We start from the raw sequence: 24,736 nt of genomic DNA, 5'->3' as shown, positions 1-24,736 counted from the left end.
GAAAAAATAAGTGTTGTTATTTTAATCAAACTAGAGGGGAGTATTACAAATAATATACGTAATTGAAATTAAGTTTTAATAGTTTATACATAGGATAAAAAAGGATAAATTATAAACATTTTTAATATCAAAATAAGTATAAAAAAGTCAGTGCTTACCCATTTATAAAGATATTTTATTGCTTTGATATTATGAGAAATTTCTCATAGTTATTAATATTTAATTTACCCGTAAATATAGTCAAAAATAAAATCATTTTCTTGTTTAAAACTTAAACATTATTTGTCTTTAATGCTAAGGCCTAGAGTATTGCTCGGAGTTATAAGGACTTGCATGTCGCTTTTTGCCTTAATAATATTATTCATCCTTCTGCCAAATGATCGTTAAATATATCATTTGGTCTATTTTGTTTTTCCGGCTTATCCGGTTGTACAGGAGCGTCCAGCATGGACTTGCCGAATCCAATATTGGCAAAAGTTACCGAGCGTGTAATCGCGCGTAGCCAAAAAACTCGTTCTGCATATTTACAACGCATTGAACATGCCCAAGGTAAATTTCCTGCTCGTGGAGCACTCTCATGTGCCAATCTCGCACATGGTTTTGCCAGCATGGAAGATAATGAAAAATTAATTATTAAAGTTGGCCGTGAACCAAATATTGGCATTGTGTCTTCATACAATGAAATGCTTTCAGCACATGCCCCTTATAAAACCTTCCCAGACATTATAAAAACCGCTGCCCGTGAAAATGGTGGTGTTGCTCAGTTTGCAGGTGGTGTCCCAGCAATGTGTGATGGCATTACTCAAGGTAATGCCGGTATGGAATTGTCATTGTTTTCACGTGAAACAATTGCGATGAGTACAGCAATTGCACTTTCTCATAATATGTTCGATGCCGCATTGTGTCTCGGCGTATGCGATAAGATTGTGCCGGGCTTACTGATTGGTGCGTTACAGTTTGGTTATCTACCGACTATTTTTGTGCCTGCGGGTCCAATGAGTAGTGGTTTATCGAATGATGATAAAGCTAAAATTCGTCAACAATTCGCGACTGGTCAAGTGGGCCGCGATGCCTTACTTGAAGCTGAGTCTGCTGCCTATCATGGTCAGGGCACATGTACCTTCTACGGTACTGCAAACAGTAACCAAATGCTGATGGAAGTCATGGGTTTACATTTGCCAAGCGCTGCATTTGTTCACCCTCATACGCCATTACGTGATGCGCTCACTGCCGAAGCTGCTAAGCGTGTACTTGACTTAACTGCTGAGCGAGGTAACTACACACCAATTGGTCATGTGATTGATGAAAAAGCCATTATAAATGGCATTGTGGCTTTACTGGCTACAGGCGGCTCAACCAATCACACATTGCATCTGATTGCGATTGCACGTGCGGCTGGCATCTTAATTGACTGGGATGACTTTGATGAGTTATCTGCTGTTGTTCCATTGCTCGCAAAAATCTATCCAAATGGTAAGGCTGATGTAAACCATTTCCAAGCTGCAGGTGGGGTGGCATTCCTTATTCGTAACTTACTTGAGGCTGGTTTACTCCATAACGATGTAACGACAGTCGCTGGTAAGGGTTTACAGCACTACACCAAAGAACCGAAATTGATTGACGGTAAGCTCACTTGGGTTGACGGTGTAGTTCAAAGCCTTGATGACAAAGTACTCCGTAGCATTGATGCGCCGTTTCAGCCAGATGGTGGCTTGCGTTTAATGCAAGGTCGCCTTGGCCGTGGCGTAATCAAGATTTCTGCTGTTGCGCCAGAGCACCGTAAAGTTAGAGCTCCAGCAATTGTGTTTGACTCTCAAGAAGCGGTACAAGCAGCGTTTGATCGTGGTGAATTACACCGAGACTTTATTGCAGTTGTTCGTTTCCAAGGTGCTCGTGCGAATGGTATGCCTGAGTTACATCGTTTAACGCCTGTGTTGGGTGTTTTACAAGACCAAGGTTTCCATGTTGCCTTAGTTACTGATGGTCGTATGTCTGGTGCTTCAGGCAAAGTTCCTGCGGTGATTCATTTATCTCCAGAAGCCTTATTGAACGGCCCGATTGCTAAAGTTCAAACCGGAGATATGTTGGTTATTGATGCTGAGGCTGGTGTACTCGATATTGAGTTAGATGAACAAACTTGGCAGTCACGCCCTGTTGCACAGCCAGAACATCAGGCAGAAAACGAAGTCGGTTTTGGTCGTGAATTATTTGGTGTATTCCGTGCAGCCGCCGCGCCTGCTGAACATGGGGCATCTGTGTTTGGTTCACTTGTTGGTGAAGAGCCACAAGCGCATATTTGAGACAAAGGAATTACAAAGTAATGAGCAAGATTGAAGATGTGGTCAAATTAGGCCCAGTAATTCCAGTGTTGGCTTTTGACTCTGCCGAACAAGGTGAACATGTATCACATGCGTTGCATGCTGGTGGTGTAAAAGTACTGGAAATTACTTTACGTACAGCTGCTGGTTTGGCTGCCATTGAGCGAGCATCTCAGTTGGCAGATGACATTGTGGTGGGTGTGGGAACAATTACTAAGCCTGAGCACTGTGCTCAAGCTAAAAAAGCAGGCGCTAAGTTTGGTGTATCTCCTGGTTTGACCAAAGACTTACATTTGGCTGCGCAAGATGCTGGCTTACCTTTGTTACCAGGAGTCATGACACCAAGTGATCTGATTCAGGCGATTGAGTTGGATTATGACATTGTGAAGTTTTTCCCAGCTCAGCAAGCAGGTGGGGTCGAGATGCTAAAAGCATTTTATGGTCCATTTCCAAACTTACGTTTTTGCCCGACTGGTGGAATTACAGCAGAGTCAGCACCAGAGTTCTTGAAGCAACCTAACGTAGTTTGTGTAGGTGGTTCATGGTTGACGCCTAAAGCTGTTGTTGCTGCACAAGACTGGGCTGAAATTACGCGTTTAGCTCAAATTGCGAGTCAGTTGAGAGCATTGTAAATGTAGTCAATATTTATAAAAAATGAAGTGCATTTTATGTGCTTTAAAGGCTGTATTGATGTGACCAGTTTGTGCTGGTCACACCTAAATATAAAAAATTAATGTCTTAACAGTAGGAATTACTGTGGTTGAAGACCTTTGTTTGGGCAGTGTGCCTAAATAATAATTCCAAGGAGAAGTGTCCCATGGAGACGGTTCAGGGTGGCATGTTGCTGATCTACACTGTAATCGCGATTATTGCATTGGTTGTTATGATCGCGAAGTTCAGAATTTATCCCTTTTTAGTTCTTATCATTGTTTCACTCGGTTTAGCTTTAGCTGTTGGCATGCCAATGGGCGATATTGTTAAGTCATATGAAGCTGGTACTGGTAAAACCTTGGGCCACCTTGCGATTGTAATCGCGCTCGGAACGATGCTCGGCAAAATGATGGCCGAGTCAGGTGGTGCTGAACGAATAGCAATTACTTTAATTAAATGGTTTGATGAGAAAAATATTCACTGGGCCATGATGTTTATTGCTCTTATTGTTGGTCTTCCCGTATTTTTCGAAGTCGGTTTTGTTCTACTTATTCCAATTGCGTTCAACATTGCTAAACGGACAGGTAAATCTTTACTGGTTGTTGGTTTGCCGATGGTTGCTGGTTTGTCGGTTGTACATGGTTTAATTCCGCCACATCCAGCAGCTTTGCTGGCAGTGCAGGCATATCATGCTGATATTGGTAAAACGATTGCCTATAGTTTAATCGTGGGTGTTCCAACAGCTATTGTGGCTGGGCCGTTGTATGCACTCTGGATTAATAAATACGTCAAATTGCCTGAAAATAACCCGTTAGCAAAGCAATTCGTTGAAGCAGATACGAATAGGACACGTGAGCTACCAAGCTTTGGGATTACCTTATTTACAATTATGCTGCCTGTTGTACTCATGTTAATCGGAAGTTGGGCTGATCTATTCTTTGCGCCAAAGACTTTCGCAAATGATGTACTACGTTTCATTGGTACTTCTGATATCGCATTGCTTATTGCCGTACTGGTCAGCTTTATTACCTTTGGTACGATGCAGGGCTTTAACCGTGAACAAATTGAAAAATTCTGTGGTGGGTGTTTAGCTTCTATTGCCGGGATTATGTTGATTGTAGGTGCAGGTGGCGGTTTTGGTGGCATTTTGCGTGACACTGGTATTTCCGATGAGATTGTATCTACAGCCTTAAAGGCAAATTTGTCGCCATTGTTATTGGGCTGGTTTGTCGCAGCATTGATTCGTTTGGCTACAGGTTCTGCAACGGTTGCGATGGCTACCGCTTGTAGCATTGTTGCTCCAATTGCAGCTACGGCTGGCGTTGCTGTTAGGCCGGAACTCTTAGTCCTTGCGACGGGTTCGGGTTCATTAGTGTTCTCACATGTAAATGACGCAGGATTTTGGCTAATCAAAGAATATTTTGGTATGACAGTAGGGCAGACACTCAAGACCTGGTCGGTATTAGAAACGATCATTTCGGTGTTGGGTTTATCTTTCACGCTACTGCTTAGCACTATTTTATAATTAAAGGTGAGTAATCCATGATTGTGATTGCAATGGGTGTCTGTGGAACAGGTAAAACCCTAATCGGTGAGTTGTTATCAGAGCGTTTGGCTTGTGAGTTCCTCGATGGAGATACGCTTCATTCGGCTGCAAATAAAAGCAAGATGAGCCAAGGTATTCCTTTAACTGACGAAGACCGTTTGCCGTGGTTACAAGCCATTCGTCAGGCGATTGAAACAAAACAACAAGCAGGTGAAACGGCTGTATTTACTTGTTCTTCACTAAAACGAGTCTATCGCGATATTTTACGTGGTCATGACCAGAATATTAAGTTTGTATACTTAAAAGGGTCTTATGAGTTGTTGCAGCAACGACTTGCTGAGCGATCGGGTCATTTCTTTGATCCTTCATTGTTACAAACTCAGCTAGATACATTAGAGGAACCTGATGTGAATGAAGCAATTGCTATTGATATTGCGCTCACACCTGAACAAATCGTTATGCAAGTCATGCAGAAACTAGAGGTAACTGACAGCGTGTGTCGCGGTTAACCTCGGTTAGAAACCCACATTTTAATGGCTCTATAGCCTAAGGCTCAAGCAAGGTAAATACCGGTAACGGTACTGGTATTTACACCAACTAGACCTGTTCATAACGGGCTAGGTTTACATTTATAAATAATTGGAGATAAGAATAATGAGCCATTCAAATAATTTACAACATAAATTTCCCCCAGTAGACAGTATTCCTGACAGCGTACGTCTGCCATCTCAGATTCATCAGCGTATCTCGTTAGTGGATGGTGAGTTGAAGTTATGGGCTGGTTCAACCAAGAAGACATTCTCTCCAATCTGGATTCAGCAGCCTGACGGTAGCTTGCAGCAAGTTGAGCTTGGTAGTTATCCAGTCATGGGTGAGAAAGAAAGTGATGAAGCGTTAGAAGCGGCAGTACGCGCCTACAATAATGGTCGTGGTGAATGGCCAATGATGAAAGTTGGTGAGCGCATCGCTTGTATGCAAAATTTCATTCAGCGTATGGTGGAACAGAGAGACCTCATTGTTAAACTAATCATGTGGGAAATTGGTAAGAGCTTGGCGGACTCCGAGAAAGAGTTCGATCGTACTGTTACCTATATGCGTCAAACCATAGATGCCCTGAAAGATCTGGATAATGCCAACTCACGCTTTGTAATTGCTGAAGGTACGATTGGTCAAATCCGTCGTACTCCACTAGGTGTCGTGTTGTGTATGGGACCATACAACTACCCGCTGAACGAAACCTTTGCTACCTTGATTCCGGCCATGCTGATGGGCAATACCATCATTTTTAAACCACCTCAATTTGGGACCTTGCTGTTTGAACCGTTGTTGGAAGCATTCCGTGATTCATTCCCTAAAGGTGTGATCAATACGATTTATGCACCAGGCTCTCTAGTGGTGCCACATCTGTTGGCATCTGGAAAAATTAATGTATTGGCATTGATTGGTTCTAGTAAAGTGGCTGACCACTTGAAAAAACAACATCCAAAATCTCACCGTCTGCGTGCGATTCTAGGATTAGATGCAAAGAACGCAGCCATTATTCTGCCAGATGCTGATTTGGATTTGACCGTGAAAGAGTGCCTGTTGGGAGCATTGTCATTTAATGGTCAGCGTTGTACTGCGCTTAAAATGTTGATGGTACATCGGTCAATAGCTGACGAATTTGTTAAGCGCTTAACGGCTGAACTGGCTAAACTAAAAGTGGGTATGCCATGGGAAAAGGGTGTATTTATTACTCCATTGCCAGGTATGCACCGTACGACCTATATGACTGAAGTCATTGAAGATGCCGTAGCGAAAGGAGCTAAAGTCGTTAATCCGGAAGGTGGTGAGTTCTGCAAAACCATATTCTATCCAGCCGTAGTTTATCCGGTGACAGAGGGTATGAGACTGTATCGCGAAGAACAGTTTGGTCCAGTGGTGCCTGTCTCTGTTTATGATGACATTGAAACTGTGCTGGAATATGTTACGACTTCTGACCATGGTCAGCAGGTGAGTATTTTTGGTAGCGATCCTGAGCAAATTGGTCATTTAGTCGATACACTGGTACATCAAGTTTGTCGTGTAAATATCAACTGTCAGTGTCAGCGTGGTCCAGATGTATTTCCATTCGGTGGCCGTAAAGATTCTGCCGAAGGTACGCTGTCTGTGCATGATGCGTTACGTGCATTCTCTATCCGCGCTATGATTGCTGCTAAACAGACCGATGATAGCAAAGGCATGCTGGCCTCTATGGTTTCTGAGCACTATTCTAAATTTGTGAATACCGACTTTATTTTCTAATGAACATATGATTAAAAAAACCAGCCTTTGAGCTGGTTTTTTATTGGAGCTAACAAAATAAAACGCCTGAAATTGATCAGGCGTTTTTTGCAAGAATAGATTGATTATTGACGAATTTGACCGTCACCTAACACAATCCATTTTTGAGAAGTTAAGCCTTCTAAACCAACTGGACCACGTGCATGAATTTTATCTGTTGAGATACCAATTTCAGCACCTAAACCATATTCAAAGCCATCAGCGAAACGAGTTGAAGCGTTAATCACGACTGAACTTGAATCCACACGAGCCAAGAACTGACGAGCCAAAGTATAGTTTTCAGTTACGATTGCATCGGTGTGATGTGAACCATATTTGTTGATATGGTCAATTGCTTCATCAATACCACTAACCACTTTAACGGCAAGAATTGGCCCTAAATATTCGGTATACCAGTCTTCTTCTGTCGCAGGTTTTACAGAGGCACCCAAAATACGACGTGTTTCTGGACAGCCGCGCAACTCAACTTGTTTTTCAGCATAAAGTTCAGCAATACGTGGTAAGAAAACGTCTGCAATTTTTTCGTCAACAAGCAGTGTTTCCATCGCATTACAAACGCCGTAACGATGTGTTTTGGCATTCAATGTAATTGGTAATGCTTTTTGCAAGTCTGCTTGAGCTTCTACAAACACATGGCAGTTACCATCAAGATGCTTAATCACAGGAATACGAGCTTCGTTGGTTACACGTTCAATTAGGCTTTTACCACCGCGTGGAACAATTACATCTACATACTCAGCCATGGTAATGAGGTGACCAACCGCTGCACGGTCAGAGGTTTCAATCACTTGTACTGAATGCTCAGGCAAACCAGCAACTTTTAAACCATGCTTAATCGCTTCTGCGATTGCTTTGTTTGATTCAAGTGCTTCTGAACCCCCACGTAAAATAATGGCATTACCCGATTTAATTGCTAAAGATGCAGCTTCAAGTGTGACGTTTGGGCGTGATTCGTAAATCATACCCACTACGCCTAGAGGTACACGCATTTTTCCAATTTGAATACCTGTGGGGCGATATGCAAGATCCGTAATTTCCCCAATTGGATCGACAAGCGCGATCACATCTTTTAAACCTTGCAACATCCCTTTAAAGCGTGCGGGCGTAAGCTCAAGACGATCAAGTAAGGCACTATCAAGCTTGTTGTTACGGCCTTTTTCCATGTCGAGTTGATTCGCCGCCAAGATTGCTGCCTGATTATTTTCTAAAGCAGTATAAATAGCAGAGAGTGCATGATTTTTAAGCGAAGTTGAAGCACTTGTTAAAACGCGTGAAGCCTCACGTGCTTGTTGCCCAACTTTTTGCATGTATTGTTCAATTGAATCTTGCATAGCAGTTTTTAATCATTTACCAATGACTACGATAGTAGCAGTCAAATGCGGAACAATGAATGGCTTTTTTTCAAAAATGTGATCGCTATAAAGAAACATTTAAATATTTTGAAAACTATTAGCGGCTTAAACAAGATGAGCGGTCATTTCAGCGATTGCGTATATTTCAGACAATTGTTTAGAATGGACTTGTGCAATACAAACTAATACAAATTTTAAAGATTTGTGCATAAAAGATTACATGTTCAAGAAGGAACTCTTGCAGCATAAAAAAATTACAGCAAGGAGGAAGCAAGGATATGAATTCCATTATTCAAATGGATTCGGAGATAAACCAAGCTTATGCCGGTTTTGGGTTTTTCGATATCTACAATAGAGATAGTTTTAAACAGCCAGCTCGTACTACATGGATTGACGGTTGGAAAATTGAGTACATGGCGATTGCAGATCCAAAAACCATTCACAAAACACCCATCGTGATTGTTGGCGGCGCTTTTCAAAATTTTAACTCTTATAAATATTGTGTTGAGCAACTGTTTGAAAGTGGTCCAGTCATTCTAATTGACTTGCCATCAATGGGCGCAAATCAACAAATTACCAATCGGGATACTGGAATTTCTGCTGGAACGTTAGAACTACCTGATTTATCAGAAATGTTAGGTCGCTGGTTAGATATTGTCGGAATTCAAAAAGTTTCTGTAATGGGAATGTCGTTGGGTTCAGTCATTGCTTCTTGTTTTGCTTATCACCGTCCAGATTTGATGGATCGCATGATTTTGATGGGTGTTATGCAAAAGACCCGTAAAAGCTGGCGAATGATTTTGGAAGAATCGCTCAAACTCATGCAAGAAAACCGTATGGAAGAGTTTGGGCAAGCGGTAATTTTATATTTGGTCAATCATGCCAAGTTAGATAAAACCCGTATGTCACCTACAGCTAAAAAATTATTTTTTAGGCAAATGGCGGAGTTTACGGGTACCGAGCGTGAACGTTATGACATTAACTGTAATCGACTTTTGCGTTTAACAGATGTGCCGATTCCAAAGTGTAAAACACTGGTTGCAGCAGGGCAGTATGACAGTTTTACTCTGCCTCATGAAAATGCCAATTTTGCTTTGCAATGTCCAGATATGGAATTTGCTCTGATTGCGAATGCCGATCATGTGCCACAGCTTCAGCGTCGTAAAGAAACCATGAGTTTGTTTACTTCATTCTTAAAAGGTGAATCTATCCAAAATTTGGATGGGATTATTCCAATGACGCGTGAACAAATGCAAAGTATGGAGCGCCGAGGTGAAGAGCGGATTTCAGTTCTCCAACCTAAAACCAAATTGAGCCACCGTGAACGTAAAACAGAAGTGCCAGTAACGATTGTGGATATGACTTTCTTTGGAATGTATTTGAAGTTGGATGATATGATACAGCTCGACTTTGTAAATGAATATCCACGGGATCTGGCTCTGCATCTAGAAGATGAAGAAGGCCCTTTCTCGATTGAATGTTTAATCTTTGAAGCTACTGAACAAGGAATACGTGCTTTATTTAAACATGGCAGTTTTGAGCTTGCTGATCGTTTAAGTCGTTTTATTGCTCGCCAAAAGCTAGCCGCATAAATTTTAATTTTTCATAAAATGGAAGTCTCAAAAATTATGAGACTTCCATTTTTTTATTTTAATTGAGCATGAATAGTCCAGACTAAATCACCTAAATGCTCTTCATTGCTCTCTTTAGAAATTTCCCCAAAGAATATTTGTGGTTGCTCAATACTCACCTGACTAAATCCTGCATCTTCAAAAAATTTTTTCACCTCACGTGGCGTTTTAAAATGAAAACTAAACGAGCTGCGAGACATGAGTTTCAATAATTTACTGCTGTTCCAGATAATGCTGGCGAGTTTATTTTTAACGGGTTCAGGGTAGAGATCAGTTAAATAATGAAGTTTTTTAAAGGAAGCCCCATAGTGAACAATGGATTGGATTAGTTGCTTTAATAAGTCTTTATCAAAATAGTTAATCAAACCTTCACTAATCACAACCAGTGGACGGTTAGGATTAAACACTTCAAATGCTTGAGCAAAGGCTTCGGTAAATAAATCAACTGATAAAATCTCAGGTGCATTTTTTTCAATTTGTTGTAATGCATTTTGTTTGGTTTGTGCCATATCGGGTAAATCAAGCTCCCGATAGGTAATCGAAGGATAATGCTGCCTAAACCACCAGCCGCGTGGTGATAAACCACAAGCAATTTCAAGCACCTGTAAATCAGGGTTTTCTTGAATTAACTTCTCTAAATCATGATCGAGCATGGTATGGCGTTGTTTGAGCGTAGTGCGCATGCTGCCGCCCACATATTTTTCTGCCCATGATTCTAATGGGTGAACTAAATATGCCAACGATTTGCCTTTGCTGGTAGCAAGTGCTTCGTGTGAGATCCCCATTTGATACCAGATATAACCCGTATAGTGGGCTGTAAAAGAGATGTGGCGGTGTTTTGAAAGGTGTTGTGTCATTCGTCCTGAACTCGGTTTATTGTTTTTGTGTGATCTTCATTATTAATAACAATGAAGAGGTTCTAATGCATTGATGGTGAATGAACCTGCATGACGGAGTCCTGTCAATTAGGTTGGCATTCTGGGATGAGCTTTCAGTTGGAGTTACTTTTCTTTCGGGAAAAGTAACCAAAACCTGAGGTACGAATAGCAAAGATTAATTATCTTTGCCGTACCGTAAAACGAAAGCTATGCTTGAGTAAATGCTACGCACTTCGTTTGTCTTGCGCAATGCGAAAGCGCTAACGCTTTTGCATTGCTCAGGTTGCAGATGACACTTTCACGTATCCATATTATGGATTAGTGCTTAGTTAATTCCTCATTAAATTTAGAATGAATTTTTAAACTCTTCAATGGCTGTTTTGACAGCTTGCCAGTGTTCGCCAAGCGACAAGGTTTCACCAATCTGAATTTGTGGAATTTGACCGCGCATGCGTTCAAGGCGTTCTTGGTTTGGTAGCTCTAAGTGAGCAATACCTTCAAGAGCTGTACATGCGGCACTACGGTCATTACACACCAGCCCCATATCACAGCCAGCTGCGAGAGCTGCTTGAATACGCGCATCTGCACCACCAGCGACGCAAGCAGCTTGCATGCTTAAGTCATCAGAGAAAAGTACGCCATCAAATTTCAAACGGTTGCGTAGAACTTCTTGAATCCAGAAAGGTGAGAAACCTGCCGGATTTGGGTCAACTTGATCATAAATCACATGTGCAGGCATGAGTGCGTCTAGCTCAGGCATAAGCTTAATGAAGCTTTGCATGTCATGGTTATAAATTTCATCATAGCTACGGCTGTCGATAGCAGCTGCGACATGTGAGTCGGCTTTGACCGAACCGTGACCTGGAAAGTGTTTGCCGGTATTTGCCATTCCAGCTTTTTTCATACCGCGCATAAATGCGCCAGCAAGCGGAGCGATATCTTCAATATTTTTAGAGAATCCACGGTCACCAATCACATCGCTAATAGCATTAAGGTCTAAAACTGGTGCAAAACTAAAATCGATCCCCACAGCTAAGACTTCAGTTGCCATTAACCAGCCACATTGTTCAGCCAGTTCAAGAGCCTTTTGGGGTTGAGTAATATAGAGTTCGCCAAAGCGACCCATTGCTGGCAATAGAGTAAAGCCAGATTTTAAACGTTGAACTCGACCACCTTCTTGGTCGACAGCAATTAAAATATCTGGGCGAACTTGGCGCATATGGTCGGTTAAAGCACGGACTTGTTGTGGTGATTCAATATTTCGTGCAAATAAAATCATGCCACCGACTTGCGGAGCTTGTAATAGTTCAATATCTTCTTTAGTAAGTTCTGTGCCGGCAATGTCCAGCATCAACGCGCCAATCATATTGGTTCCATTTGAATTTTGATTGAAAAACAATAAGCGAATTTTGCAATGATTTGCTACATTTTGTCAGTACAGAATATGATAAAACTACACGGTATAAACAATTTAGTTGGTTAAGATGTTGAATCTGCTTAGTTCATATCGAAAACAGAGCGTGTAAGATACGAACACCCAAGGAAGTATTAAGAATTTATGAAACTTCAAACTATAGCTTGTGCAGTAGCAATCGCGACTGGCGGTTTATTCTTCTCTCATACGATGAACGAAGCAAGAGCAGCAACTAATACTGCTGCTGTTTCTCAATCGATCCAGCCAACGCAAGAGCAGGCCTTGGTGGCTCGTCAACTGGCAACTTTAGTTGATCGCCAACATTATTTAAATATGCGACTAGATGCGAATACATCTAATCGTATTCTCGATATGTACTTAGACAGTCTTGATCCAGATCACTCATTATTTTTAGACGCTGAAGTTCAAAATTATAAAAAACTCTATGGTTCAAATTTTGGTGCTTCATTAAAAGCGGGGAACTTAACTGGACCGTTTGCAATTCACCAGCAATATCGTGAACGCTTAAAACAATTTTACGAGTTCATGCTGGCTGAGTTAAAACAACCACAAAATTTAAAACAGCCAAATAGCTATATTGAAGTAGATCGCGAAAAAGCGCCGTATTTTAAAACAACGGCTGAGCAGCAAAATCACTGGCGTAAAATGCTGGTATCACAGTTAATCAATTTGACGATTAGCCGTGAAGAGGAACAAGCAAAACAAAAGGCGCTTAAAGAAAATCCGTCACTTGCTGATGGTCAAGACTTAACAGGCCCAGAAGATTTAACACCAGCGCAGACTTTGACTAAGCGTTATACACGTCAGCTTGAAAGAATTAGTCGTGTAAAAAGCGACGATGTTTTAGATAAAACATTAAACGCAATGCTAGCGACTTATGATCCTCACAGTAACTATTATCCGCCAATTGATGCGATTGAACTGAATCGCCAAACAACCTTACAGCTTGAAGGGATTGGGGTGTCGATTCGTCCAGAGCGTGGCAATGAAGATTACACCAAGATTGAAACCATTGTAGAAGGTGGTCCTGCAAGTAAGTCTGGTCAAGTGAAATCAGGAGACCGAATCGTTGGAGTCGCTCAAGAGGGCGGTAAAATGATCGATGTGGTGGGTTGGTCAAGTTCGGAAATTGTTGGGCTTATTCGTGGTAAACGTGGCACTAAAGTAACGCTTAAGCTTCTTGGTGCTGGTGCGTCAATGAGTCAGGCGCGTAATGTGACTTTAGTGCGTGATGTTATTCAAGAAGAAGATGCTGGTGTTCGTTCACGTACCGTTGAAGTAACACGTGATGGTAAAAAGCACCTACTAGGTGTAATTGAAATCCCATCGTTCTATTTTGACTATCGTTCACGTCGAGCTGGTCAGCAATATCGTTCGGTTTCTGAAGACACTGCAAATGCGTTTGAGGCATTAAAAGCTAAGAAAGTAGAAGGTATTATTATTGACTTGCGTAATGACCCGGGTGGTTCATTAGAAGAAGTTGCACGTATGCTTGGACAGGTCATTAAGTCAGGTCCGGTTGTGCAAATTCGCGACGGCAATGGTAATGTCAGTGTATTTGAAGACAACGATGGCGGTCAGCAAATCTATACAGGTCCACTTGCTGTATTGGTGAACTTAGCATCAGCGTCTGCAAGTGAGATTTACTCTGCAGCAATTCAAGACTATGAGCGTGGCATTATCATTGGTAGTACAACCACAGGTAAAGGTACAGCTCAAGTTCAACTTGATACTTTGGCATACGGTCAAGCGACTTTAACGCAACGTAAATTCTACCGTGTTACTGGTGGTAGTACGCAAAACAAAGGTGTAGTGCCAGATATTAAGCTTGTCGACATCTATAACGAAGAGTTTGGTGAGCGTAAATCGAAGAATGCGTTGAAGTGGGATACGATCCCGACTGCGCCGTTTAAACGTGAAGGTTCTGTTCAACCGTATGTTGCGAAGTTGTCTCAACTTTCAGAACAGCGTGTAGCAGTTGACCCACAGTTTAAATATTTAAATAAACGTACGACTATTGCGAAGGTTACGAGTGACCAAAAGCAAGTTGTACTTGATATTGATAAGCGCCGTGCTGAGCTTCTTGGTTTAGAAAAGCAAACTTTAGATGCTGAAAATGAACGTCGTGCAGCAACAGGTCAAAAGCCTTTTGCGAACTGGGAAAGCTACCAAGCTTCACTAGATGCTCTAGCTGAATCTCGCGCGAAAATGAAAGCTAACCAACGTCCTGCGTTACCAGAAGAAGAAACATTTGTGAATGAAGCAGCAAATGTACTTATGGACTATGCAAAATTGCAAAACCGTTAAGTTCTTTTGTCTGTTTTACGAAAAAGCACGCTGTTCTCAGCGTGCTTTTTTAATTTTTGATGTCAGTAAACTGTCATGCATTTATCATCAAAGTGTCAAGAAAGCTGCTTAATCTTTAAGCATGAAAATAAATACATTGATGGATGGCGCTATGCAAGGCTCATTCGCGACAGCACTATTAAAACAACAGCAACTTCCTGAAAGCTTCCAATTCCATTTCAAACAAAAACAGCAGTGGTCTAATACTCAGGGGTTGCATCAACTCCATGATTTAGTCCGTCCACGTTTAAAAATTGCGATTGTGACAGAGACATGGCCACCAGAGATTAATGGTGTAGCACTCTCGTTATTACAGTTATGTCAAGGTCTACAAAAACAAGGTCATAAAATTTTACTGGTTCGACCAGAACAAAAAGCCAAGTGTCATGATTTTTTGCCAGAGCAAGAATGTCTGGTCATGTCACAAGCCATACCCAAATATCCAACTTTGCAATTTGGCTGGCCTCAATATTTAAAAGTTTCAAAAGCTTTTGAAAAGTTTGTGCCTGATGTTGTACACATTGTGACGGAAGGGCCTTTGGGCTTAACTGCCATGCAAGCTGCCAAGGCAAAAGATATTCCAGTTTCTAGTGGCTTCCATTCACCATTTCAAGATTTTAGTCGATTCTTTGATTTGGCTTTCTTGGTTAAGCCAATCCAAAAATACCTTTGCTGGTTTCATAATAATACTCAAGTGACCTGTGTGCCGAGTAAAGATACAGAGGAAGCCTTACGTGGTTTTGGTATTACCTGTCCACTTATTGTGGTTGGACGAGGGGTAGATACCACGCGCTTTTCGCCAAAGCATCGCTCAGAAAGCTTACGCCAGCAATGGGGTATCGATGCCGATACTCGTGTCATGCTGTATGTAGGGCGTTTATCACCAGAAAAAGAAGTGCAATTGATTGTTGAAAGTTATGCAGCCATGCAAAACATGTCGCAACATAAAACTAAACTGGTGGTAGTAGGAGATGGCCCAGATCTTGCTCGATTAAAAGCACTGCCAGAAGCGAGAAATGTAGTTTTTACCGGTAGTTTGCGTGGACAAGAGTTGGCGACTGCCTATGCAAGCGCAGATGTATTTGTATTTGCCAGTCAAGTTGAAACGTTTGGTAACGTAGTTTTAGAGGCAATGGCAAGCGGTTTGCCAGTTATCGCGTATGATTATGCTTGTGCACATCAATATTTAGTCCATAACGTAAGTGGCTGGTTAAGTCCACTTGGACAGAAAGACCATTTTATACAACAAATTTATCAACTCCCTTCAGTACAACAACTTAGAGAAATGGGCATACAAGCCTGTCGTAAAGTACAGCAAAGCGGTTGGCAACTTCCGGTACAGCAATTAGAACAGGCATTTTATCAGGTAGTGAAGGAATCCTCGGTGGACTTCACCTAAGTATCCTAAAATAGGAGAACGACCATGAAATTAAAGAATGCAAAAATAAAAATACTCGATCTCGATTTGAGAGGCTGTTTATATCTCAATCATTTTTCTCACTCACAACGTGTGGCTTTATTCTTCAAAATTATTAGCCGTGCGGGCGATGGGCCATTTTGGTACCTCATGCTAGCAATTGTATGGGGAATGCATGGCATTACCTACAGTTTGCAAATTATCTATTTGTTAATTGGCGGCTCAATAGGAACGGCAATTTATAAATTTCTAAAACATAAAACGACGCGTCCACGTCCTTATCAAGTACATCAGGTGATTGTGCTTGGTGAAAGACCACTTGATCACTTTAGTTTTCCATCAGGTCATACGTTGCATGCAGTGATGGTGACAATTGTGTTGGGGTATATCCAACCTGTGTTGCTAGCCGCTATGTTACCGTTCATGGTACTTGTTGCTTTGTCTCGTATGGTGCTTGGACTTCATTATCCAAGTGATGTGATTGTGGGAGCTCTTATTGGCGCATCAGTGGCAAGCATCATTATATTTGTAGCGCCATTATTAAACATTGCTTTATAACGAACAGTAATTTTTATCAGCTTAAGCTATCGATTAGGTTTGCGGATTTGCTAAAGTACGCAGTTCGTGATTTAGCAGATTAAACAGATAGGAGCCGCTATGGGCTTACGTTGGACAGATACGATTGATATTGCCATTGAATTGTCAGAAGCACATCCAGAAGTTGATCCGCAATGGATCCGTTTTACCGATTTACATGCATGGGTATGTGCATTACCAGACTTCAGTGATGACCCAAATAAATCAACCGAAGGATTGTTAGAAGGTATCCAAATGGCTTGGATAGACGAAGTTCGCTAAAAACAGTAGAAAAAATCGCAACTTTTACACATTCAAAGCTGATTATTACCTATGACATCGGTATAATGCTGCAAATTTTTTAAAGTTTAAATCTTAAAATAAAGGAGCCACTCATGGCTATTGAACGTACTTTGTCTATCGTAAAGCCTGATGCTGTGTCTAAAAACCACATCGGTGAAATTTTTGCTCGTTTCGAAAAAGCGGGTTTAAAAATTGTTGCGACTAAAATGAAACACCTTTCTCAAGCTGATGCTGAAGGTTTCTATGCAGAGCACAAAGAACGCGGTTTCTTTGGTGACTTAGTTGCATTCATGACTTCTGGTCCAGTTGTAGTATCTGTTCTTGAAGGCGAAAACGCAGTTCTTGCTCACCGTGAAATTTTAGGCGCTACAAACCCTAAAGAAGCGGCTCCTGGTACTATCCGTGCTGATTTCGCTGTAAGCATCGACGAAAACGCTGCTCACGGTTCTGACTCAGTTGCTTCTGCAGAGCGTGAAATTGCTTACTTCTTTGCTGACAACGAGATCTGCCCACGCACTCGTTAATCGAAAGCATTCAAACCAGATAAGTGGTATACTACTTATCTGGTTTTTTTATTCTCTCAAGAGCATATTGTCTGATTCTTGAACAATATCTTCTGTTTTTGACATGGTTTAGGTAAATACACATGAGTTCTGCAGTGGTCGTTTCATCTGAAAATCTTGATGGACAGCAGCAATCTTCGTCCACGCCAGCATCGCCTGCTGCCGAAAAAGTGAATTTACTCGGCATGTCACGCGCGCAATTAGAAAAATTCTTTGAAGATATTGGTGAGAAAAAGTTTCGTGCCGGACAGGTCATGAAATGGATTCATCAGTACTTTGTTACTGATTTTGCTGAAATGACGAATATTTCAGGAAAGTTACGTGCAAAACTTGAACAAATTTGTGAGATTAAAGCTCCTGAGGTTGTGCATCGTCACTATTCAAAAGATGGCACACGTAAATGGGTGTTTCGCGTAGGTGAGGGGGCAGGTTCTTTAGTTGAAACTGTATTAATTCCTGCCGAAGATAAAACAGGCTTACGCAAAACTTTGTGTATTTCATCACAAGTAGGCTGTGCATTGGACTGCTCATTTTGTTCAACAGGTAAGCAAGGTTTCCAACGTGATTTAACGCCAGATGAAATTATTGGGCAACTCTGGATGGCAAACTATTCTTATATGGAAGAAGTGCCTGTTGCTGATCGTGAGCGTTCAGTGACCAATGTCGTGATGATGGGTATGGGTGAGCCTTTGCTCAACTATGATGCCGTATTAAGCTCAATGCAGATTATGCTTGATGACTTTGCTTATGGTATGTCAAAACGTCGTGTGACCTTATCAACTTCAGGCGTTGTACCGAAAATTGACCAACTTGCGCAAGATATTGATGTTGCATTAGCAATTTCTTTACATGCACCAAACGATGAGTTGCGTAATGAACTTGTGCCTATTAATAAAAAATATCCATTGGCTCAGTTGATTGCAGCATGTCAGCGCTATATTGCCAAAGATGGTAATGAAAGTACGCGTAAACATGTGACCATTGAATATGTGATGTTAGAAGGCGTGAATGATCAGCCTGAACATGCACAGCAAATGATTAAATTATTAAAAAATTTACCAAGTAAAATTAACTTGATTCCATTTAACCCATTCCCGCACGCGCCATATGGCCGCTCAAGTCGAAATCGTATTATCTCGTTCCAAAAAACTTTGTCTGATGCCGGATTTGTGTGTACGATTCGTCAAACACGTGGTGATGATATTGACGCTGCATGTGGACAGTTAGTGGGTCAAGTGGCTGATAGAACCCGCCGTGCTGAACAATGGCAGAAAAAAGTGACACAGCGTCAAGAGATTTTACGTACACAAGGATAAAGTTGAGGGAAGACTTTGAGTACTCCGAAGTTAAAGATCATGTTATGTATGGGGGTTGCAGTTGCATTTCTGGCAAGTGGTTGTCAGACGTCGCCAACACTAAAAAAGGACCCAGAAAAAGCAGTTAAGGTGCGTACGCAGCTTGCTGCAGAATACATTCGTTCTGGTGACTTGGACTCAGCAAAACGTTCCCTCGACCAAGCTCTAAGTATCGAGAGTCGTGACGCAACGGCAAATATGATGATGGGTATTTTATTGCAACAAGAAGGCAGTAAACCCAATTTAGAAAAAGCAGAACACTATTTTAAACGTGCAATTTCTTCTGAGCCGGATAATGCTCAGGCGCGTAATAATTATGGTACGTATTTGTACCAAATGGAACGTTATAATGATGCCGTCGAGCAGTTCCGTATTGCTGGTGCAACATTAGGTTATGACCAACGTTACCAAGCCTTAGAAAATCTGGGGCGGATTTATTTAAAATTGGGTGATATTGCGAGTGCTGAAAAAACATTCAAACAAGCGCTCCTTGCTAACCGTGACTCTTACATTTCAATGTTAGAGTTAGCAGAAATTTTTTATTTGCAGCAGCAGATTCCGGCTGCTACACAAATGTATGAGCAATATGTTCGTACAGTGGGGCAGAAAAATCAGGGTGCTCGCGCACTTTGGATTGGTTTAAGAGTGGCTCGAGCCAATGCGGATAAAATGGGAATGCAAGTTTTAGTAAATCAATTACGTGCTTTATTCCCGGAAAGTCCAGAATATCAACGTTATTTGCAATTACAGTATAGTACTGAGGCCGTATGGAAATAAATCCTAATTCACAGCAGCCAACTGGCTCAAGCTTACCGACTTCTGCTTTAGGAAATATTCAACGTCCTGGTGAGTATTTACGTCAAATTCGTGTTTCTCAGAAAAAAGAATTAGAGCAAGTATCTTCAGACTTAAATATGCCGTTGAAAACGCTAAGTGCGTTAGAGCAAGACGATTATAAATCTTTGCCAGAAGCAACTTTTATCAAAGGTTATTATCGTTCTTATGCAAAATATTTAAATGCTGATGCAACTGCAATTATTCAGCGTTTTGATGAGATTTATGCAAATGATACAGGCCTTTTGCCAAATCATGCTTTAAACAACTCACCAATTAAAATCATGGGTAAATTACCGGGTTCTAATAGTGATCGTAATAAAAAATGGTTAAAGCGTGGATTGCTTGCGATTTTGATTATTGCTGTAGTGTCATTGATCGTGATGGGCGTTCAAAAATGGACTTCAAACAAAGGCGAGACTGAGGTGCCAAAAGCAAATCAGTCTAACGTTGAAGTTTTACCTATGAAAGGAAATGGCTCTGCAACAGCGGGCGATCAATTGGTGTTAAACTTTAACCGTCCAACTTCTGTTCATATTGTAGATGCAACAGGTAAGGTTTTAGCGACAGGTCGTCAGGCATCGACTTTAACCTTAAATGGTGAGTCTCCATTCCAGATTCGTCTTGATGATGCAACAGCTGTGTCATTAAGTCTAAACCAAGAACAGATTTCATTGTCTCCATATACGGTAAACGGTAAAGCTGAATTCCGTTTATCCCGCTAATACCATGAGTTGAGCGATACAATGATAGAGAACCCAATTAAACGTCGACCAACACGTAAAATTCGTGTTGGTTCGGTCTATGTCGGTGGCGATGCACCTATTAGTGTGCAAAGTATGACAAATACCGAAACTTGCGATGTCGATGCAACTGTGGCTCAGATTGAGCGTTGTGTTGACGCAGGTGCAGATATTATGCGTGTTTCAGTTCCTTCTATGGAAGCAGCTGAGGCTTTTGGTGCAATCCGTAAACGTGTTTCAGTTCCACTAGTGGCTGATATTCACTTTGACCATAGAATTGCTTTGGCAGTTGCAGACTATGGTGCAGACTGTTTGCGTATTAACCCAGGTAATATCGGTTCAGACCAGAAAGTTCGTGAAGTTGTTGCTGCTGCACGTCATCACGGCATTTCTATGCGTATTGGTGTGAATGCGGGTTCTCTAGAAAAAGATTTACAGAAAAAATATGGCGAACCTACAGGGCAGGCATTACTTGAGTCAGCTTTACGTCATATTGATATTTTAGACCGTCTAGATTTCCATGAGTTTAAAGTCAGCGTAAAAGCATCAAATGTATTTTTGACCATGGATGCTTATCGTTTGCTTTCTCAACAAATTGATAATCCATTGCACTTAGGTGTAACCGAGGCTGGTATTTATCGTACAGGTACTGTGAAATCAGCGATTGCTCTTGGCGGGTTATTGATGGAAGGCATTGGCGATACCATGCGTATTTCGCTTGCTGCTGAACCTGAAGACGAAATTAAGATTGGTTTTGATATCTTAAAATCGCTTGGTCTACGTTCTAACGGGATTAACTTTATTGCTTGTCCAAGTTGTTCTCGTCAAGAGTTTAACGTGATTCAGGTGATGCAAGCCTTAGAAGAGCGTTTAGAAGATATCCGTACGCCAATGGATGTGTCAGTGATTGGTTGTAAGGTAAATGGCCCGGGTGAAGCAAAAGAAGCGGATATCGGGGTTGTTGGGGCTGCGCCTCGCTCACTGGTTTATCGTAATGGTGAGAAAAGCCATTTAATCGATACCGATCAATTGGTTGATGAAATCGAAACAATGGTTCGTCAACGTGTTCAAGAGCTTGAAGAAGCTAAATCTAAAGAAATTATTCGTAGTTCATCATGAGTTCAATAGTCGCAATCAAAGGTTTTAATGACGTCTTACCAACGCAAACATCAGCGTGGAGACGTCTCGAGCAGCATTTAGCATCGTTAATGGATGCTTATGGTTACCAACAAATTCGTTTGCCGATCGTTGAACAAACGGGACTGTTTAAACGTGCTATTGGTGATGCAACCGATATCGTTGAAAAAGAAATGTACACATTCTTCGATAAAGGAAACCCACCTGAATCATTAACTTTGCGTCCAGAAGGGACAGCGGGTTGTGTACGTGCGTTGGTTGAACATAACTTATTGCGTGGTGCTACGCCGCGTGTGTGGTATATGGGACCTATGTTCCGTTATGAAAAACCACAAAAAGGCCGTTACCGTCAGTTCCACCAGTTCGGTGTTGAAACTTTTGGTGTGGCAACTCCTGATATTGATGCTGAATTGATTCTGTTGACAGCTCGTTTGTGGAAACGCATGGGCGTTAATCACATGGTTCAGCTTGAGTTGAATACGTTAGGTGAAACAGATGAGCGTACAGAATATCGTAATGCTTTGGTTGCGTTCTTAAATGAGCATAAAGATGCTTTGGATGAAGATTCACAGCGTCGTTTAACGACTAACCCATTACGTATTTTAGATTCTAAAATTGAATCGACTCAGAAAATTCTGGAAAATGCGCCGAAATTACATGATTTCTTAAAAGAAGATAGCTTAAGCCACTTTCAACAATTACAAGATTATTTGACTGCTGCTGGTGTTAAATTTGTAATTAACCAAAAATTGGTACGTGGTTTAGATTACTACAATAAAACTGTTTTTGAATGGACAACAACATCGTTAGGTTCGCAAGGCACAGTATGTGCAGGTGGACGCTATGATGGTTTAGTTGGTCAGCTGAAAGGTAAGGCAGATCAATCTGTACCAGCAGTTGGTTTTGCAATGGGGATGGAGCGTTTATTGCTTCTACTTGAGCAAGTTGAACAAGCTGAAACTGTACGTGATTGTGAAGCGTTCTTGGTTGCAGAGCCTGCTTACCAAGCTAAAGCATTGGTTTTAGCAGAGCAATTACGCGATCAGCTAGAAGCAGCGAATAGCAATGTTCGCATTAAAACGGGTTCACAAGGCAGCATGAAGAGTCAGATGAAAAAAGCTGATCAGGCTGGGGCTGTTTACGCCATGATTTTAGGTGAGCGTGAATGGGAAGCACAGCAGCTTGCGATCAAAGAGTTAGCAACAGCTGAGCAGACACAAGTTGCACTAGCTGAACTCGTACCATTCTTAATTGAAAAATTTACAAAATAAACTGAAACATCTGGAAAAGGACAATCACATGAGCTTAAGTGATGAAGAACAATTCGACAGCTTAAAGTCGTTCGCCAAAAAATATGGTTCTGCCATGATTAGCGGGATTCTCATTGCATTGATTGCCTTTTTTGGGTGGGAATATTGGCAAAAAAGAAATCTTGCAACGAGTCAGACTGAAACTGCAAAAGTACAGCAGTTAATGGATGAGGCAAATGCAACAGCCGATAATCCAAATGCTTTAGCTTCAATAACAGCTTCGGCAGATAAACTTGTAAAAGACGATATTGATTCAGTTCAGGCAATACAAACTCAATTTGTATTGGCAAAGCTTGCATATGAAAAACAAGATTATGCGGCTGCTGAAAAAGCTTTGAAAAAAGTTGAAAACTCAAAAGTAAAAGATGAAGGACTGATTCAGGTTGTAAAATTGCGTTTAGCAGATGCACAATTGGCGCAAAACAAATATGATGAAGCTCTAAAAACTTTGTCTGGTAATGTCGATCCGGCATTTAAAGCAACAGTAGAAGAGTTACGTGGTGATATCTTTGTTGCGAAGAAAGATATTGATTCTGCTAAAAAAGCGTATCAAGCTGCATGGGATTCGTTACTGGAACGTAAACAAGAGCGACAAATTTTACAAATTAAACTCGAAAGTGTTGGCGTTTTAGTTGAAGATCCACAGATTGAGCGCCCAATTTTGGAAACACAGGTGGAAGAGTCTTAATGAATCAGAAATTCAAACTGCCTTTGGCAATTGCAATCGCATCAGCTGTATTGGTGGGATGTTCTAGCAACAAAGTAAAAGAAGCAAAACCAAATCCACTACCGAAATTGACTGAGTCGACAAAGGCTCTAGTACCGGTGTTTTCACGCAGTGTTTCTTCTACTAATAAGGCAGATCCATTACGTTTACAACTTGACGCTAATGAAGGCGTTGTCTTTACACTTGATCCTAAAGGCGAAGTTGCAGCATATCGCGGCAAACAACGTCTTTGGGAGAAAAAAGTAAGTAAATTGGGCTTAAGCTCTGGTGTTGAAGCGGCTGAAGGTATTGTTGTTGTGGGTAACAGCAAAGGTCAGCTATTTGCTTTAGATCAAGCAACAGGTGAACAAAAATGGACTGCACAATTATCTGGTGCATTATTAAGTCCTTCTTTAGTTCAGTCTGGACGTGTGATTACAATTGCAAATGACGGTACTGTTTTTGCTCATGATGCATCATCAGGACAACAAGTCTGGGCATACAAATTGCCAAACGTTCAGTTTAGTCTGCGCGGTCAGCCATCGCCAGTGAGCCTTGATTCACGCACTGTTTTAATTGCTTCAGCAAATGCTTATGTTTATGCAATTGATATCATTAGCGGTATTCCACGTTTCCAACGTCGTGTTGCGGTAAGTGAAGGTCGTTCTGATATTCAACGCCTGATCGATATTGATGGTGATCCAGTTGTTGCAGGCCAGCTTATGGTGACAACAAGCTTCCAAGGGCAAGTCACAGTGACTGATTTGGCTTCTCAACGTGTAGTCTGGAGTGAAGATTCAAGCAGTACCAAACGTCCAGAAGTTTATGACAATAAAGTATTTGTTTCGTCAACTGATGGCAAGCTGACTGCTTATGATTTAACGACAGGCGAGCAGCTTTGGCAAAATGACAGCTTATTGAATCGTCATTTAAGTAATCCTGTTGTGTTAGGCCAAAATTTAATAGTCGGTGATTTGGATGGTGTTTTACACTTGATCGACCCGGCAACAGGTAAATTGGTAGGACGTTCTAAAACAAGTGGTGAGGTCAATACATTACGTGTTATTGAGAATCAACTCTACGTTTCGACCCAAAAAGGCGATTTAAGTATTTGGCAGAATCGTTAATTTTGTTCGCTTGTGCTAAAATAGCCGCTTAACAAATTACGCTGTTAAAAATATCGGGGTGTTTGAATTAAATCAGTTCAAAGCCCCGTCTTTTATTATGGTCATATCTGACCTTAAAATATATCTCCTGTATTGTTTCTAATGCTCATGCCATGAGATATGGCTGGTCTTGATTAAGGTTATTGT

General features: G+C 41.3%; 21 protein-coding genes. 18 read left to right on the top strand and 3 right to left on the bottom strand.

Features of this window, described 5'->3' with window-relative positions; translation table 11 throughout:
• The first annotated feature begins 446 nt into the window (after positions 1 to 446).
• From edd to ACLCEG_RS12655, 5 genes are all read left to right on the top strand, one after another.
• Entirely contained in the window at positions 447 to 2,300 is a 1,854-nt protein-coding gene (gene edd, locus ACLCEG_RS12675; RefSeq protein ID WP_191028671.1) for a phosphogluconate dehydratase, read from the top strand.
• A 20-nt stretch (positions 2,301 to 2,320) separates the two neighbouring features.
• A complete protein-coding gene (gene eda, locus ACLCEG_RS12670) occupies positions 2,321 to 2,950 on the top strand; it encodes a bifunctional 4-hydroxy-2-oxoglutarate aldolase/2-dehydro-3-deoxy-phosphogluconate aldolase (RefSeq protein ID WP_410567758.1) in 630 nt (209 codons plus the stop codon).
• 185 nt (positions 2,951 to 3,135) lie between these two features.
• Complete coding sequence (locus tag ACLCEG_RS12665; protein WP_410567756.1) at positions 3,136 to 4,494, top strand: gluconate:H+ symporter; 1,359 nt, start codon at positions 3,136 to 3,138, stop codon at positions 4,492 to 4,494.
• Positions 4,495 to 4,511: 17 nt separating this feature from the next.
• Positions 4,512 to 5,024, top strand: a complete 513-nt coding sequence (locus ACLCEG_RS12660; protein ID WP_410567754.1) for a gluconokinase — start codon at positions 4,512 to 4,514, stop codon at positions 5,022 to 5,024.
• Between the two features lie 145 nt (positions 5,025 to 5,169).
• The gene (locus ACLCEG_RS12655) at positions 5,170 to 6,798 is read left to right on the top strand and encodes an NADP-dependent glyceraldehyde-3-phosphate dehydrogenase (protein WP_039250395.1); all 1,629 of its coding nucleotides are present in this window, start codon (positions 5,170 to 5,172) and stop codon (positions 6,796 to 6,798) included.
• Between the two features lie 104 nt (positions 6,799 to 6,902).
• Here ACLCEG_RS12655 and ACLCEG_RS12650 read toward each other — a convergent pair whose 3' ends face one another.
• Positions 6,903 to 8,168 carry a glutamate-5-semialdehyde dehydrogenase gene (locus ACLCEG_RS12650; RefSeq protein ID WP_039250396.1) on the bottom strand — a complete coding sequence of 422 codons (1,266 nt, stop codon included), beginning with the start codon at positions 8,166 to 8,168 and terminating at the stop codon, positions 6,903 to 6,905.
• Positions 8,169 to 8,467: 299 nt separating this feature from the next.
• Here ACLCEG_RS12650 and ACLCEG_RS12645 point away from each other — a divergent pair, with 299 nt between their 5' ends.
• Positions 8,468 to 9,781, top strand: a complete 1,314-nt coding sequence (locus ACLCEG_RS12645; protein ID WP_410567752.1) for an alpha/beta fold hydrolase — start codon at positions 8,468 to 8,470, stop codon at positions 9,779 to 9,781.
• 53 nt (positions 9,782 to 9,834) lie between these two features.
• On the opposite strand, the gene ACLCEG_RS12640 is transcribed toward ACLCEG_RS12645, so the two are convergent.
• The gene (locus ACLCEG_RS12640; protein WP_410567750.1) at positions 9,835 to 10,677 is read right to left on the bottom strand and encodes a class I SAM-dependent methyltransferase; all 843 of its coding nucleotides are present in this window, start codon (positions 10,675 to 10,677) and stop codon (positions 9,835 to 9,837) included.
• Positions 10,678 to 11,044: 367 nt separating this feature from the next.
• On the bottom strand, positions 11,045 to 12,064 hold the full coding sequence (nagZ, locus tag ACLCEG_RS12635; RefSeq protein WP_410567748.1) for a beta-N-acetylhexosaminidase: 1,020 nt from the start codon (positions 12,062 to 12,064) through the stop codon (positions 11,045 to 11,047).
• 192 nt (positions 12,065 to 12,256) lie between these two features.
• On the opposite strand from nagZ, the gene ACLCEG_RS12630 reads away from it, so the two are divergent.
• The 12 genes from ACLCEG_RS12630 (at position 12,257) to bamB (ending at position 24,550) form a co-directional block, all read left to right on the top strand.
• Positions 12,257 to 14,440, top strand: a complete 2,184-nt coding sequence (locus ACLCEG_RS12630) for a carboxy terminal-processing peptidase (protein WP_049064187.1) — start codon at positions 12,257 to 12,259, stop codon at positions 14,438 to 14,440.
• A 139-nt stretch (positions 14,441 to 14,579) separates the two neighbouring features.
• A complete protein-coding gene (locus tag ACLCEG_RS12625) occupies positions 14,580 to 15,878 on the top strand; it encodes a glycosyltransferase family 4 protein (protein ID WP_410567917.1) in 1,299 nt (432 codons plus the stop codon).
• A 24-nt stretch (positions 15,879 to 15,902) separates the two neighbouring features.
• Positions 15,903 to 16,454 (top strand): phosphatase PAP2 family protein, encoded by a 552-nt coding sequence (locus ACLCEG_RS12620; RefSeq protein WP_019458079.1) that lies wholly within the window; start codon positions 15,903 to 15,905, stop codon positions 16,452 to 16,454.
• A gap of 99 nt (positions 16,455 to 16,553) precedes the next feature.
• Positions 16,554 to 16,754 carry a Fe-S cluster assembly protein IscX gene (iscX, locus tag ACLCEG_RS12615; protein WP_004698764.1) on the top strand — a complete coding sequence of 67 codons (201 nt, stop codon included), beginning with the start codon at positions 16,554 to 16,556 and terminating at the stop codon, positions 16,752 to 16,754.
• Between the two features lie 113 nt (positions 16,755 to 16,867).
• Positions 16,868 to 17,299 carry a nucleoside-diphosphate kinase gene (ndk, locus tag ACLCEG_RS12610; RefSeq protein WP_000963851.1) on the top strand — a complete coding sequence of 144 codons (432 nt, stop codon included), beginning with the start codon at positions 16,868 to 16,870 and terminating at the stop codon, positions 17,297 to 17,299.
• Positions 17,300 to 17,421: 122 nt separating this feature from the next.
• Positions 17,422 to 18,654, top strand: a complete 1,233-nt coding sequence (rlmN, locus tag ACLCEG_RS12605; protein ID WP_004698763.1) for a 23S rRNA (adenine(2503)-C(2))-methyltransferase RlmN — start codon at positions 17,422 to 17,424, stop codon at positions 18,652 to 18,654.
• A 15-nt stretch (positions 18,655 to 18,669) separates the two neighbouring features.
• Positions 18,670 to 19,470 carry a type IV pilus biogenesis/stability protein PilW gene (pilW, locus tag ACLCEG_RS12600; protein WP_004698762.1) on the top strand — a complete coding sequence of 267 codons (801 nt, stop codon included), beginning with the start codon at positions 18,670 to 18,672 and terminating at the stop codon, positions 19,468 to 19,470.
• The gene (locus ACLCEG_RS12595) at positions 19,461 to 20,252 is read left to right on the top strand and encodes a helix-turn-helix domain-containing protein (RefSeq protein ID WP_347913974.1); all 792 of its coding nucleotides are present in this window, start codon (positions 19,461 to 19,463) and stop codon (positions 20,250 to 20,252) included. The genes pilW and ACLCEG_RS12595 overlap by 10 nt, the downstream gene beginning before the upstream one ends.
• A 21-nt stretch (positions 20,253 to 20,273) precedes the next feature.
• Positions 20,274 to 21,389, top strand: a complete 1,116-nt coding sequence (gene ispG / locus ACLCEG_RS12590; RefSeq protein ID WP_004698760.1) for a flavodoxin-dependent (E)-4-hydroxy-3-methylbut-2-enyl-diphosphate synthase — start codon at positions 20,274 to 20,276, stop codon at positions 21,387 to 21,389.
• The gene (gene hisS, locus ACLCEG_RS12585) at positions 21,386 to 22,678 is read left to right on the top strand and encodes a histidine--tRNA ligase (protein ID WP_198071650.1); all 1,293 of its coding nucleotides are present in this window, start codon (positions 21,386 to 21,388) and stop codon (positions 22,676 to 22,678) included. Before ispG ends, hisS begins: the two co-directional genes overlap by 4 nt.
• A gap of 28 nt (positions 22,679 to 22,706) precedes the next feature.
• Positions 22,707 to 23,405 carry a YfgM family protein gene (locus ACLCEG_RS12580; RefSeq protein ID WP_002053293.1) on the top strand — a complete coding sequence of 233 codons (699 nt, stop codon included), beginning with the start codon at positions 22,707 to 22,709 and terminating at the stop codon, positions 23,403 to 23,405.
• Complete coding sequence (bamB, locus tag ACLCEG_RS12575) at positions 23,405 to 24,550, top strand: outer membrane protein assembly factor BamB (protein ID WP_019458082.1); 1,146 nt, start codon at positions 23,405 to 23,407, stop codon at positions 24,548 to 24,550. The genes ACLCEG_RS12580 and bamB overlap by 1 nt, the downstream gene beginning before the upstream one ends.
• Positions 24,551 to 24,736: the final 186 nt, after the last annotated feature.

It is taken from the genome of Acinetobacter sp. H1(2024), from assembly GCF_046557555.1.
Taxonomy (GTDB): domain Bacteria; phylum Pseudomonadota; class Gammaproteobacteria; order Pseudomonadales; family Moraxellaceae; genus Acinetobacter; species Acinetobacter seifertii.
The sequence above is the reverse complement of the archived record's forward strand: the minus strand, read 5'-3'. Positions and strand labels throughout refer to the sequence as shown.

Excerpts from the sequence above, each read along its gene's own strand:
- edd (WP_191028671.1), top strand. The coding sequence starts at position 447 with ATGGACTTGCCGAATCCAATATTGGCAAAAGTTACCGAGCGTGTAATC.
- ACLCEG_RS12660 (WP_410567754.1), top strand. The coding sequence starts at position 4,512 with ATGATTGTGATTGCAATGGGTGTCTGTGGAACAGGTAAAACCCTAATC.
- rlmN (WP_004698763.1), top strand. The coding sequence starts at position 17,422 with ATGAGTTCTGCAGTGGTCGTTTCATCTGAAAATCTTGATGGACAGCAG.
- ACLCEG_RS12620 (WP_019458079.1), top strand. The coding sequence starts at position 15,903 with ATGAAATTAAAGAATGCAAAAATAAAAATACTCGATCTCGATTTGAGA.
- hisS (WP_198071650.1), top strand. The coding sequence starts at position 21,386 with ATGAGTTCAATAGTCGCAATCAAAGGTTTTAATGACGTCTTACCAACG.
- ispG (WP_004698760.1), top strand. The coding sequence starts at position 20,274 with ATGATAGAGAACCCAATTAAACGTCGACCAACACGTAAAATTCGTGTT.
- ACLCEG_RS12580 (WP_002053293.1), top strand. The coding sequence starts at position 22,707 with ATGAGCTTAAGTGATGAAGAACAATTCGACAGCTTAAAGTCGTTCGCC.
- ACLCEG_RS12665 (WP_410567756.1), top strand. The coding sequence starts at position 3,136 with ATGGAGACGGTTCAGGGTGGCATGTTGCTGATCTACACTGTAATCGCG.
- ndk (WP_000963851.1), top strand. The coding sequence starts at position 16,868 with ATGGCTATTGAACGTACTTTGTCTATCGTAAAGCCTGATGCTGTGTCT.
- ACLCEG_RS12655 (WP_039250395.1), top strand. The coding sequence starts at position 5,170 with ATGAGCCATTCAAATAATTTACAACATAAATTTCCCCCAGTAGACAGT.
- iscX (WP_004698764.1), top strand. The coding sequence starts at position 16,554 with ATGGGCTTACGTTGGACAGATACGATTGATATTGCCATTGAATTGTCA.
- bamB (WP_019458082.1), top strand. The coding sequence starts at position 23,405 with ATGAATCAGAAATTCAAACTGCCTTTGGCAATTGCAATCGCATCAGCT.
- ACLCEG_RS12625 (WP_410567917.1), top strand. The coding sequence starts at position 14,580 with ATGGATGGCGCTATGCAAGGCTCATTCGCGACAGCACTATTAAAACAA.
- eda (WP_410567758.1), top strand. The coding sequence starts at position 2,321 with ATGAGCAAGATTGAAGATGTGGTCAAATTAGGCCCAGTAATTCCAGTG.
- nagZ (WP_410567748.1), bottom strand. The coding sequence starts at position 12,064 with ATGATTGGCGCGTTGATGCTGGACATTGCCGGCACAGAACTTACTAAA.
- ACLCEG_RS12645 (WP_410567752.1), top strand. The coding sequence starts at position 8,468 with ATGAATTCCATTATTCAAATGGATTCGGAGATAAACCAAGCTTATGCC.
- ACLCEG_RS12630 (WP_049064187.1), top strand. The coding sequence starts at position 12,257 with ATGAAACTTCAAACTATAGCTTGTGCAGTAGCAATCGCGACTGGCGGT.
- ACLCEG_RS12650 (WP_039250396.1), bottom strand. The coding sequence starts at position 8,168 with ATGCAAGATTCAATTGAACAATACATGCAAAAAGTTGGGCAACAAGCA.
- ACLCEG_RS12640 (WP_410567750.1), bottom strand. The coding sequence starts at position 10,677 with ATGACACAACACCTTTCAAAACACCGCCACATCTCTTTTACAGCCCAC.
- ACLCEG_RS12595 (WP_347913974.1), top strand. The coding sequence starts at position 19,461 with ATGGAAATAAATCCTAATTCACAGCAGCCAACTGGCTCAAGCTTACCG.